The 13,332-nt window shown below is 41.9% G+C and carries 9 protein-coding genes; all 9 read left to right on the forward strand.

Features of this window, described 5'->3' with window-relative positions:
- Window positions 1-29: 29 nt before the first annotated feature.
- The 9 genes from rpoC to BP74_RS13620 all read left to right on the forward strand — a co-directional run bounded on the left by rpoC (window position 30) and on the right by BP74_RS13620 (window position 13,271).
- Window positions 30-4,325 carry a DNA-directed RNA polymerase subunit beta' gene (gene rpoC, locus BP74_RS13580; RefSeq protein WP_496374891.1) on the forward strand — a complete coding sequence of 1,432 codons (4,296 nt, stop codon included), beginning with the start codon at window positions 30-32 and terminating at the stop codon, window positions 4,323-4,325.
- Between the two features lie 259 nt (window positions 4,326-4,584).
- Complete coding sequence (locus BP74_RS13585; protein ID WP_496374892.1) at window positions 4,585-5,184, forward strand: OmpH/Skp family outer membrane protein; 600 nt, start codon at window positions 4,585-4,587, stop codon at window positions 5,182-5,184.
- A 154-nt stretch (window positions 5,185-5,338) separates the two neighbouring features.
- Window positions 5,339-6,781: an APC family permease gene (locus tag BP74_RS13590; protein WP_496374893.1), complete on the forward strand. Its 1,443-nt coding sequence runs from the start codon at window positions 5,339-5,341 to the stop codon at window positions 6,779-6,781.
- Between the two features lie 7 nt (window positions 6,782-6,788).
- Entirely contained in the window at window positions 6,789-7,781 is a 993-nt protein-coding gene (locus BP74_RS13595) for a bifunctional heptose 7-phosphate kinase/heptose 1-phosphate adenyltransferase (RefSeq protein ID WP_496374894.1), read from the forward strand.
- 77 nt (window positions 7,782-7,858) lie between these two features.
- A complete protein-coding gene (locus BP74_RS13600; RefSeq protein WP_496374895.1) occupies window positions 7,859-8,806 on the forward strand; it encodes an isoaspartyl peptidase/L-asparaginase family protein in 948 nt (315 codons plus the stop codon).
- Window positions 8,807-9,010: 204 nt separating this feature from the next.
- Entirely contained in the window at window positions 9,011-9,694 is a 684-nt protein-coding gene (locus tag BP74_RS13605) for a 2-C-methyl-D-erythritol 4-phosphate cytidylyltransferase (RefSeq protein ID WP_496374896.1), read from the forward strand.
- A gap of 205 nt (window positions 9,695-9,899) precedes the next feature.
- Window positions 9,900-10,721, forward strand: coding sequence for a purine-nucleoside phosphorylase (locus tag BP74_RS13610; RefSeq protein ID WP_496374897.1), 822 nt, complete (start codon window positions 9,900-9,902; stop codon window positions 10,719-10,721).
- 9 nt (window positions 10,722-10,730) lie between these two features.
- On the forward strand, window positions 10,731-12,788 hold the full coding sequence (locus BP74_RS13615) for a putative porin (RefSeq protein WP_496374898.1): 2,058 nt from the start codon (window positions 10,731-10,733) through the stop codon (window positions 12,786-12,788).
- A 102-nt stretch (window positions 12,789-12,890) separates the two neighbouring features.
- Window positions 12,891-13,271 carry an HYC_CC_PP family protein gene (locus tag BP74_RS13620; RefSeq protein ID WP_496374899.1) on the forward strand — a complete coding sequence of 127 codons (381 nt, stop codon included), beginning with the start codon at window positions 12,891-12,893 and terminating at the stop codon, window positions 13,269-13,271.
- Window positions 13,272-13,332 lie beyond the last annotated feature (61 nt).

The following is a 13,332-nucleotide window of genomic DNA, read 5'->3' on the forward strand; positions in this document are numbered from 1 at the left end:
AAACATTACATCTTAAATATTAAATAAAGATGGCTTTTAATAAAAGAGATAATCGTCCGAGACCACAATTTTCAAAAATTACCATCGGATTAGCTTCTCCTGATAGTATTTTGGAAAAAAGCTTTGGTGAAGTGCTAAAGCCTGAAACCATTAACTATCGTACTTACAAACCTGAAAGAGATGGTTTGTTTTGCGAAAGGATTTTTGGACCAGTAAAAGATTACGAATGTGCTTGTGGAAAATATAAGCGTATTCGTTACAAAGGCATTGTTTGCGACCGTTGCGGAGTAGAGGTTACTGAAAAGAAAGTTCGTCGTGAGCGTATGGGACACATCAAACTGGTGGTTCCCGTAGTGCACATCTGGTATTTCAAATCCCTGCCTAATAAAATTGGTTACCTGCTCGGAATGAGCTCCAAGAAATTGGAGACCATCGTCTATTACGAGCGTTTCGTGGTCATTCAATCAGGTATTCGTGCTGACAAAGGCCAGAATTATGGTGATCTTTTAACGGAAGAAGAGTACCTGGATATCCTGGACACACTTCCAAAAGATAACCAATACCTGCCTGATGAAGATCCAAATAAGTTCATTGCTAAAATGGGTGCTGAAGCAGTTCATGACCTGTTGGCAAGAATCGATCTTGACCAGTTATCATTTGACCTGCGTAATGCAGCTGCCACTGAAACATCTCAGCAACGTAAGGCCGACGCGTTAAAGCGTTTGTCAGTAGTTGAATCTTTCCGTGATGCACAAACAAGAATTTCTAACCGTCCTGAGTGGATGGTTATGCAATACATACCGGTTATTCCACCGGAATTACGTCCATTAGTTCCGCTTGATGGCGGTCGTTTTGCATCTTCTGACCTGAACGATTTGTACCGTCGTGTGATCATCCGTAACAACCGTTTGAAACGTTTGCTGGAGATCAAAGCTCCTGAGGTGATCCTGCGAAATGAAAAGCGTATGTTACAGGAAGCTGTTGACAGCTTGTTTGATAACAGCCGTAAATCAAACGCTGTGAAAGCTGAAGGTGGACGTGCACTGAAGTCTCTTTCCGATGTTTTAAAAGGAAAGCAAGGCCGTTTCCGTCAGAACTTGTTAGGTAAACGTGTTGACTACTCTGGTCGTTCCGTAATTGTGGTAGGACCTGAGCTGAAATTGTATGAGTGTGGTTTGCCAAAGGATATGGCTGCAGAATTATTCAAGCCATTTATCATTCGTAAATTAATTGAAAGAGGTATCGTAAAAACAGTGAAATCTGCCCGTAAACTGGTAGATAAGAAGGAAGCTGTTGTTTGGGATATCCTTGAAAATATTCTGAAAGGACACCCTGTAATGTTAAACCGTGCTCCAACACTGCACCGTTTATCTATTCAGGCCTTCCAGCCTAAACTGGTAGAAGGTAAAGCTATCCAGCTTCACCCTTTAGTTACCACGGCCTTCAACGCCGACTTTGATGGTGACCAGATGGCGGTTCACGTTCCCTTGAGCCACGCTGCTATCCTGGAAGCCCAATTGTTGATGTTGGCTTCTCATAACATTCTAAATCCTCAGAATGGTACGCCAATCACGCTTCCTTCTCAGGACATGGTATTGGGTCTGTATTACATTTCAAAAGGTAAAAAGACCACTGAGACAGAAAAGGTTCGCGGAGAAGGAAAGGCATTTTACAGTGAGGAAGAAGTGATCATTGCCTACAATGAAAAAACCATTGACCTGCATGCATGGATCAAGGTGAAAACAAATGTTCGTTCTGATGATGGCGTTCTTTCCCATAAACTGATCGATACTACCGTTGGTCGTGTGTTGTTCAACCAGTTTGTTCCAAAAGAGGTTGGATTTGTAAATGCACTCTTAACAAAGAAGAATCTCCGTGAGATCATCGGTGACATCATTACTATTACAAATATTCCAAAGACTGCTAAGTTTTTGGATGATATCAAACAATTAGGATTCCGCACAGCCTTCCAGGGTGGTTTGTCATTCTCTATCAATGACCTGATCATCCCCGAGATCAAGCAGGAACTTTTGGATAATGCCAAAGGAGAAGTTGAAGAAGTGTGGGAGAACTATAACATGGGTCTTATTACCAACAACGAACGTTACAACCAGATCGTTGACATTTGGTCCCGTGTTGATACACGTATCACGGAAACATTGATCCGTGAGCTGGCATCAGACAAGCAGGGCTTCAACTCTGTGTTCATGATGCTGGATTCTGGAGCCCGTGGTTCCAAACAGCAGATCAAGCAGTTGGCTGGTATGAGAGGATTGATGGCTAAGCCGAGAAAATCCGGATCTACTGGTTCTGAGATCATTGAAAACCCAATCCTTTCCAACTTTAAAGGTGGATTGAATGTATTGGATTACTTTATCTCTACACACGGTGCCCGTAAAGGTCTTGCCGATACGGCTCTTAAAACAGCCGATGCCGGTTACCTTACCCGTCGTCTGGTTGACGTTTCACAAGACGTAGTAATTACAGAAGAAGATTGTGGTACACTGCGAGGTATTGCTACTTCAGCATTAAAAGATAATGAGGATGTCATAGAACCATTGTCAGACCGTATTGAAGGACGTATGTCCCTTCATGATGTGTATGATCCTATTACCGATCAATTACTGGTTGGTGCTGGTGAAGAAATTACCAACAACATTGCTAACCGAATTGAGGAAGCTGGAATTGAAACTGTTGAGATCCGCTCCGTTCTTACTTGCGAAAGCAAGCGTGGAACCTGTGTGAAATGCTACGGTAAGAACCTGGCAACAGGTTACCTGGCACAGCGTGGTGATGCCGTTGGTATCATTGCAGCCCAGTCCATTGGTGAGCCGGGTACACAGTTGACACTTCGTACCTTCCACGTGGGTGGTGTGGCTGGTTCAGCAGCAGTTGAATCTACCATGACAGCGAAGTTTGATGGTACTATCCAGTTTGATGGTGTGCGTTCTGTTACTACTACCAACAATGATGGAGATAAGATCCAGGTTGTTATTGGTCGTACAGGTGAAGCACGTATCATGGATACAAAGAATGACCGTTTATTAATTACCAATAACATTCCTTACGGTGCTACACTATCTGTAAAAGATGGTCAGCAGGTGAAGAAAGGTGAGATCATTTGCACATGGGATCCATTCAACAATGTGATCATTGCCGAGATCAATGGTACATTGAAGTTTGAAAACGTGTTGGAAGGTATCACCTTCCGTGAAGAAGCCGATGAGCAAACAGGTCACCGTGAGAAAGTGGTTATTGAAACCCGTGATAAAACAAAGATCCCTTCCATTATCGTAGAAGGTAAAGAAAGGAAATCATACAACCTGCCAACCGGTTCTCATATCATCCCTGAAGATGGTGAAGAGGTAAGAGCCGGCCAGGTGTTAGTGAAGATCCCACGTGTCCTGGGTAAATTAAGAGATATCACCGGTGGTCTTCCACGTGTAACAGAATTGTTTGAAGCACGTAATCCATCTAACCCTGCCATCGTTTCTGAAATTGATGGTGTTGTTACAATGGGTGCAGTTAAACGTGGTAACCGTGAGATCATTATTGAAGCGAAAGATGGTGTGACCAAAAAATACCTGGTTCCATTAACGCGCCAGATCCTGGCTCAGGATGGTGACTTCGTTAAAGCTGGTTCTCCATTATCAGACGGACAGATATCTCCACAGGATATCCTGGCCATCCAGGGACCATTCGCAGTACAACAGTATGTTGTGAATGAGATCCAGGAAGTATATCGTTTACAGGGTGTGCGTATCAATGATAAGCACATTGAAGTGATTGTACGTCAAATGATGCGTAAAGTATCTATCGTCGATCCGGGTGATACTAAATTCCTTGAAGAAGATCTAACAGATAAGTTTGAGTTCTTAGAGGAAAACGATTACATCTTTGATAAGAAAGTTGTTACTGAACCAGGTGATTCAACTAAGTTGAGAGCAGGCCAGATCGTTAGCCTTCGTGAATTGCGTGAAGAAAACTCCATCCTTCGTCGTAACGACAAGAAACTGGTAGAATACCGTGACGCATCACCGGCAACATCTGCTCCAACACTGTTAGGTATTACCAAGGCTTCCCTGGGTGTTCAAAGCTGGATATCTGCAGCATCATTCCAGGAAACAACCAAAGTATTGTCTTCTGCCGCTATTCAAGGTAAGACAGATGATATGCTTGGATTGAAGGAAAATGTGATCACAGGTCACCTGATACCTGCAGGTACTGGTCTTCGTGAATTTGAAAATATCATAGTAGGTAGCAAGGAAGAATATGAATTGCTGCAAACCGCTAAGGAAGCTATGGCATTTGACGAAGAAGAATAACTTATACCTCTTAGTAAAATAGACTAAGGAGTGAGATTTTCTCACTCCTTTTTTTTATTCATTACCTATTGTACTTTTTAGTTTGCTTGTATGTAATCATGGCACTTCATCAGTATCTGTTGCCTGATAAATTAAGGTTGCAACAACGATGCTTGCATTGGTTAATTATCTGAAAACCACATTAGTTAAGTGTTTCACAAATCACCTTCCTTTTTCTGCGTTCACATCGTATCATATGTTATTTTGCAAAAAAATAAGCATGAAGAACGGTTTACTCATTTTCAATGTTATTCTTTTGGTCCTGGTGGGTGTTCTTTTTTATCTGCATTTCTCTTCAAATGGTAAATCGGAAAAAAGAGTATTGAGCCAGTCCACAGTTAAGGGTGACCCTGCTGGAAATGATTTTCGTATTGCTTATTTTGAACTGGATTCTATTACCAATTCTTTTTCCATGGTCAAGGATATTAAATCTGACTTAAACCGCGAGGAAGAAAAAATGAATGGAGAAATGAACCAGTGGCAGAAAAGATATAATGATAAGTTGCAACAGTACCAGAGCCAGGCGCAACAAATGAACCAGGTGCAGTCTGAAAATGCTAACCGGGATATGTTGCAGATGCAGGAAACGATCCGCAATAAAAAGCAGGAGCTGGATCAGAAATATCAGAATCTGTACATGCAGAAAATGCAGGATGTAAAGGTGAAAATTGAAAACTTTCTGAAAGAATACAATAAATCCAAAGGTTACTCTTACATCTTCGCTTACGAACCTGGATTTATATACTACCGGGATACTATGTTTAATATAACCGCAGACCTGGTAAAAGGTTTGAACGAGCAATATTCAAAGAAGAAATAATTCCCTATTAATTTATAAAAAGCCCCGGAATTCCGGGGCTTTTGCATTAAAGACACAAGGGGCTGATCCCACCAGTGCAGTGCATTAAATGGAGAGGTGGTATTTTCATTTCCAATCTGATTTCAAATACTTATCTTGGAAAAAATTGCTGTTAATGGAAGTACAATTGGAGACTGCTAAAAACATTGTTGTTGAAGAGAAGTCTTTTAAAAGATCATTGGGATTGCTGGATGCTACAATGATCGTGGCAGGTTCTATGATAGGTTCCGGGATATTCATTGTAAGTGCTGATATTACACGGAATGTGGGAAGTGCAGGCTGGTTAGTAGCTGTATGGCTGATAACGGGCTTCATGACCATCACGGCAGCCTTGAGTTATGGTGAGTTAAGTGGAATGTTCCCTAAGGCTGGAGGTCAATATGTGTACCTTAAAGAAGCTTATAATCCACTTGTGGGATTTTTATATGGATGGAGTTTCTTTGCTGTCATTCAAACGGCTACTATTGCGGCTGTAGGAGTGGCCTTTGCCAAGTTTACTGCCTATTTGATTCCTCAATTAAGCGAGAACCTTGTAGCCATTGACCTCGGCTTCCGAACTATTTCTCCTGCCCAATTACTTTCAATTGTAGTTATTGTTTTACTGACTTTTATTAATACAAAAGGCGTCAGGAATGGTAAGCTCATTCAAACAACTTTTACGCTCACCAAGCTATTGAGCCTTTTTGGTTTGATCGCCTTTGGACTTATCATGGCAAAAGGTGATATCTGGAAGGCCAACTGGACTGATGCCTGGAATCTTCATAAGCTGGGCACTGATGGGGCCATAGGATCATATACCACTGCTGCAGCGTTGGGTGCCATTGCTGCTGCCATGGTTGGCTCTATATTCAGTAGTGATGCCTGGAACAATGTAACCTTTATTGCCGGTGAAATAAAGAAGCCTTCAAGAAATATTGGCTTGAGCCTGTTCCTGGGAACTCTCGTAGTTACCATTATTTATGTAACAGCAAATATTATGTACACAGCTGTTTTGCCTTTGCAGGAAATTGCTTCTGCGGATAAAGACAGGGTAGCTGTGGCTGCTTCTCATGCCATATTTGGAAATGCCGGGACAATTGTGATCGCACTGATGATCATGATCTCCACTTTTGGTTGCAATAACGGACTTATTCTCGCAGGTGCCCGGGTATATTATACAATGGCACAGGATGGACTTTTCTTTAAACAGGCAGGGCATCTAAACAGGAATTCAGTTCCGGCTATCGGCTTGTGGATTCAATGTATTGCAGCCTGTTTGTGGAGCCTGAGTGGAAGTTATGGCCAGTTACTTGATATGATCTCTTTCGTGGTAGTGGTATTTTATATGCTTACTATCCTTGGTATTTTTATACTGCGTAAAAAAAGACCTGATATTGAACGGCCATATAAGGCATTTGGATATCCTGTGATGCCAATACTTTACATAATCATGGGGTTGGCGTTTTGCATCCTCCTGATCATTTATAAACCTGAGTTCACCTGGCCAGGTTTAATCATAGTGCTTCTCGGAATTCCTATTTATTTCGTTGCTTTGGCACGCCAAAATAAGGCCGTATAAAAAGTACATGGAAAACTTCAAGGAACTATTTCAGCAATTTGCTTCGCTTAAGATCGGTGTAATTGGAGATGTTATGCTTGACACCTATATGTGGGGTGAAGTGGATCGTATCTCTCCTGAAGCTCCTGTTCCTATAGTTGCCATGAAAAAAAAGGAATACAGGATCGGGGGTGCAGGTAACGTAGCGCTGAATATCCAGTCCCTGGGAGCTACTCCTTTTGTACTGTCTGTAACAGGTGATGATGAAGATGCACAAATGTTAAACAGGTTATTTGATGAGCACCACATCAGCACACGATATTGCATCAAAAGCAGTGACCGGATTACTACTAATAAGACACGTGTAATAAGTCGTAATCAGCAAATGATGCGATTAGATGCCGAGATCACACGGGATCTGTGCAGGGAAGATGAAATTAAGCTGGTTGAGTTATTCGAGGCTTTTGTCAGTGACGAAAAGCCTCATGTTGTCATATTGGAAGATTATAATAAGGGTGTGCTGTCTGAGGCTGTTATAAAGGTTATCATATCAATATGTAAAAAGGAAGGTATAATCACGGCTGTTGATCCTAAGAGGAAGAACTTTTTCGATTACAAGGGCGTTACCATTTTCAAACCCAATCTCAAAGAAGCTAAAGAAGCGCTCAATTTTTTATTTACAGATGTCAACTTTGAATTGTTGAAGGATATACATGCTGAATTATTTCACCTGCTGCATCATAAAATTTCCTTTATCACACTTTCCGAAAAAGGTGTGTTTTATAGCGATGAAATAATCTCAGAGATTATCCCATCTCATATCAGGGCTGTCGCTGATGTTTCAGGAGCTGGTGATACCGTCATTGCTGTTGCTGCTCTCGTATATGCTGCTACAGGCAATGTGCGTTTGATGGCCGAGGTGGCTAACATTGCCGGTGGCCTGGTTTGCGAGGAAGTGGGTACTGTTGCCATCAATAAGGATCGGCTAATGCATGAATGCGAACTGCTGTTAACCAATTAAATCTTCTCTCTTCCAAATTCTACAGAAAGGTCTGAAATTTGTTGATGCTCTCTTGCCTTTTATAAAACTGATCTCATATGCCTAAATATGCTATTGCGCTTCATGGTGGTGCCGGTACTATTATAAGGGAGCATATGATTGAGGAACTGGAGCAGGCCTATCTCCGTGGCCTGGAAGAGGCATTGAATGCCGGTTATGCTATTCTTGATAAAGGCGGTTCAGCAATTGATGCCGTTGCAGAAGGGTGTGAACTGCTGGAAAACAACCTGCTTTTCAATGCCGGTCGTGGATCTGTATTTACAAGATCTGGTTCTCATGAAATGGATGCCTGCATCATGGATGGAAGCACATTACGGGCAGGTGCAGTGACCTGTGTGCGCAGCATCAAAAACCCCATACGACTGGCAGCAGAGATCATGAGCCACAGTGAGCATGTTTTTTTAAGTGGGGAAGGTGCTGTAGATTTTGCATTGAGCCGCGGACTTGAGATAGAACCCGAAGATTATTTTTTTTCCCAGTTTCGATATGATCAATGGAAGCTGGCAAGGGACCAGGAAGTAACCTCCCTGGATCACAATGACCCGCGTATAGAAAAACTGATGAAGGATAAAAAGTTTGGAACCGTAGGTGTTGTAGCGCGTGATGCCTCAGGAAATGTAGCTGCGGCAACAAGTACCGGGGGCATGACCAATAAAAATTATAACAGGATAGGAGATACACCTGTTATTGGTAGTGGCAACTATGCCAACAATAAAACCTGTGCTATTAGCTGTACCGGCCATGGCGAGATCTTTTTGCTGGCCGTGGCAGCATACGATGTGAGTTGTTTAATGGAATACAGGAATTGTTCCCTTCAGCAAGCCATGGATATAGTTGTAAATGATAAACTGGTGAAAATGAGAGGAGAGGGAGGAATGATAGGTGTGGATGCTTTTGGTAATATAAGCATGCAGTTTAATTCATTGGGAATGTACCGGGCAGCCCGCAATAATGAAGGATATAAAGAACTGGCTATTTACAGGTAAGTAAAGAGTTGATTGACAGGAAGTAAATCTTTAATAACTGCCGCCGAATTCGTTTTTCCCGGGAATTGGACATCTTAAACCAAAAAATGCAAATTTTTCCTGTTTACCTATTTTCTTTCAAAATGTCGCTCCCTTTTCCTTCTTTTGCGGGTAGAACAGGGGCCATTTGTGAATAGAAATCGTGGCCTCTTATAAAGAAAGCTCATGAAAAAATATGCCGTTATCGTTGCTGGTGGAACAGGGAAAAGAATGGGCAGTTCAGTTCCAAAACAATTTTTATTACTTAATGATAAACCAGTTCTCTATTATACAATCAAGACCTTCCTTGAAACTTATGATGATCTCCGGATAATCCTTGTATTACCCGAAGAATATGCAGATATGGGTAAAGAGATCATTGATGCCTATTTTGATTATGACAGGATATTGATCGGGTTGGGTGGCGAAACACGTTTTCATTCCGTTCAGAATGGTTTAAGAATGGTGGAGGGCGAAGCAATAGTTTTTGTGCATGACGCAGTGCGTTGCCTTGTTAGCCCGGATCTTATCCAACGTTGTTATGAACATGCTTTAAAAATGGGTAGTGCCGTGCCTGTAATTCATGCCCGTGACAGTATCCGCATTTTAAATGAAGAAAAAAATGATAATGAAGTGTTGGACCGCAATCGTATAGTTATGGTTCAGACACCGCAGACCTTTCATAGCAAAATTTTGCTGCCAGCCTTTGGTATAGACTATAAGGAAAGATTTACAGATGAGGCCACGGTGGTTGAAGCTTATGGGTTAAAAATATCACTGGTGGAAGGAGAAGAAAATAATATTAAGATCACCCGGCCGGTAGACCTGCTTATTGCTGAAAGGATCATAGAAGAAGAAGCTCCGTTATAAGTTATACTGCTGAACTCCGGGTGCATTCCTCACCTGGCAGATCCATCAACAGGTTTGCAATAGCTTAGCATCCATAATACGCAGGTTGATCACAGCCTGTAATTTTAGTACACTTAACGGTTACATGTTAGCGTCTCCGGGATCTGCAGAATATTGTATTCTTTATAAGAATTCATTTTCGCATGCTACGGCTATCTTTGCCTGAATGAATCATTTTGATAAAATTGTAGAAGCCGCCAGCTTTCTACAACAATACAATACAAATAAGCCCACGTCAGCCGTAATTCTGGGTAGTGGCCTTGGAGATTTCGTTCAGGAATTAAAAGTAGATAAGGAAATAGAATACAAGGACATACCGCATTTTCCGGTATCCACTGTAAAGGGTCACCATGGGAAATTAATTTTTGGATCTATTGCAGGCAAACCGGTTATTGCAATGGCCGGAAGATTTCATTTTTATGAAGGTTATGATGCTTTGGATGTAGTATTCCCAATCCGTGTATTAAAACAATTGGGGGTACAGACGCTTTTTATATCCAATGCAGCCGGGGGTGTAAATCCATCTTTTAAAGTGGGTGACCTGATGATCATTACGGATCATATAAGTTTTGCCGCCAGGAATCCATTGATAGGTGAAAATGACGATAGGCTGGGACCCCGTTTCCCGGATATGAGTGAACCCTATAAAAGATCCCTTGTTTCAAAAGCTAAGCAACTGGCTGAGCAACTGAACATCAAAGTGCAGGAAGGTGTGTACTTTGGGGTGACCGGCCCTACCTTTGAAACACGTTCTGAATATAAAATGATCCATGTATTGGGTGGCGATGCTGTAGGTATGAGCACGGTCCAGGAAGTGATCGCAGCTGTACATGCTGGTATGGATGTATTTGCCATGAGTGTTATAACGGACATAGGTATCCGGGAAGAAGACAATGTCATAACGCATGAGGAAGTACTGCATGCTGCCAAAGAGGCTGAACCAAAGTTTTCTGCGCTGTTTAAAGCATTGATCACTTCTATAGCATAATAATACAACTTGAAAAAAGCTGTCGCTTATAAAGGTTTCTTCTTTTTCATGATTTCCCTGTCATGTACTTTTTTACATGCACAAAGGCCAGGTGCCCTGGAAGGTATCACCAGGCGCATAGGAAACCTTGGAGGAACCGGGTCTTCCGGTGGTCCCGGTGGTGACAGTCTTCGCAGCAGGAGTAAAGATGAAGAGCATCTTACACTTAGTTATTATTATCTCGATTCCAGCCGTGCACACCGCCTCGATTCTTCCATCCTTGATTACAGTAATTATTATCCTGTGCCGGCCACCCATATTTATCTGGGTAATACCGGTACCGCTACACGTTCCATTTTATATGCGCCGAATTTGCGGGCAGGGTGGGACCCCGGCTTTCATGCATTCGATGTTTATAAATACAAGGTGGAAACAGCCAGTTTGTTTAATACAACGAAACCTTATACCCAGCTTTCCTATAATATCGCCACAAGGGCAGAACAGATCATTGAACTGCTACTCGCTCAAAACCTGAAGCCTTACTGGAGTGCCAGCTTTCAATACCGGATGATCGGTGCACCGGGCACATTTCGTAATCAAAAGACCAGCCATAACAGTTACCAGTTCACCTCCTGGTACCAGGCGCCATCCAAGAGATACAATAACTATTTCGTTATAGTATCTAATAAATTACAATCCCAGGAAAGCGGGGGTATTCAACGCACCAGTGATCTGCATGATCCTGTGTATTCTGCTGACAGGTACACCATCCCAACATTCCTTGGTGGAGATCCACGCTTTGCCACCAATTTTTTTAATACAACTATTTATACTGGCAACAGGTATAACGAAACCAACTTCTTATTAAGACAACAATACGATTTTGGAAAGAAGGATTCACTGGTCACCGATTCCACGGTTATTCCATTGTTCTTCCCCCGTGTGCGTTTTGAACACACCATAAACTATGGTAAGTACCGGTATATCTTCCAGGACCTCCCTGTGTCTTCAGCCGATCAGCGGAATAGCCCAGACTCCGCCTATTATGCAAGCAGGTATAATATCATTTTTCCTACCACCGACAGTTTTATTAAGTTCCAGGATCAGTGGCGGGAAATAACCAATGATTTTTCCATTTACCAATTCCCGGATGTCAAAAATCTGCAGCAATTCATTAAGGTCGGCGCAGAATTACAACTATTGAATGGGGAGCTTAAAAGATCAAGATCGCTTTATAATGTGATGGGCCATGGTGAATACCGCAACACCACAAAAAACCTGAAATGGGATATTGCCGCCTTTGGCAAGCTATGGTTCAATGGTTATAATGCCGGTGATTACCATGCTTACATTAGCCTGCAGCGGTTAATCAGTCCCAACGTAGGAAGTTTGCAGGTGGGCTTTGAAAACGTTAACCGTACGCCACCCTTTATCTACAATGGCTCCAGTAATTTTTACCTCGATGATCCTGCAAAATCATTTACAAAGGAAAATACGCTGCATTTCTTTGGCTCCGTATTTCAGCCCAGGCTTCGCATCCAGTTGAGTGCTGATTATTACCTTATCAGTAATTACCTGTACATCACTGATTTTTATAAGCTGCAACAGGAAGCCACGCTTTTCAACGTGCTTCGCATCAATGCACTTAAAACTTTTAATATAGGCCGTCGCTGGAAATGGCATACACAAGTGTATGTTCAACAAAAAACCGGTGCTGCTGATATTCATTTCCCAACTGTTTACACCCGTAACTTGTTTGGTTATGAAGGTAACCTCGGTTTTCCACACCTTAATATTGCTTTTGGTACAGAGGTGCGGTACCATACCCCGTATAAGGCGGATAATTATTCACCCATACTGGGCCAGTTCTTTTACCAGGATTCCATTACCATAGATAATAACCCCAGGATTGATCTATATCTCAATTTCCGCATCAGGAGCTTTAAAGCTTTTTTGCGTTTTGAGAACCTGAATACAGCATCCACAGTCAATGGCTTTGGTTTTACCAATAATGATTTTGCCGCTCCTGGCTATCCCACACCTGGAATGATCACCCGCTTTGGCATTTACTGGAGCTTTATTAACTGATTACCAGTTGATTATTATTTTGATAAAGTAGTATAGCCTAAACCCAGATTTAACCTTTCCGGGTTTCGGGTTTTCAAAAGGCTAATTATCTTTACTACAGTAATGAAAAACTTGCTGGCCACCATAATGCTTGTTGTATATGCTGTAATGAGTACTGGCTTTGTTGTAAGCCTTCATTACTGTATGGACCAGTTGAATTCAGCGCAGCTCGGAGAAACCACATCAGATACATGTGACCGGTGTGGTATGCATAAAGAAGGTCATTGCTGTTGGGATGATGTCAAAATTGTGAAAATTCAAACATCACATGTAACTCCAAACACCACCATTGAAATTCCTTCTCTGCCACCAGCCATTGTAACGCTATTTACTTATGTAATGGTCCCTGTAAGTAAAACAGGTCAAACCAATTATCCCATTGCTCATAGTCCTCCTATAAATAAACAGGATACTTATCTTACCAATTGCGTTTTCCGTATTTAAGACGGACTTGTTTGAACCCCAGGCTAAATTATCTATCACAAAACAAAACTTATTACACTAT

The organism is Flavisolibacter ginsengiterrae DSM 18136, from assembly GCF_059568575.1.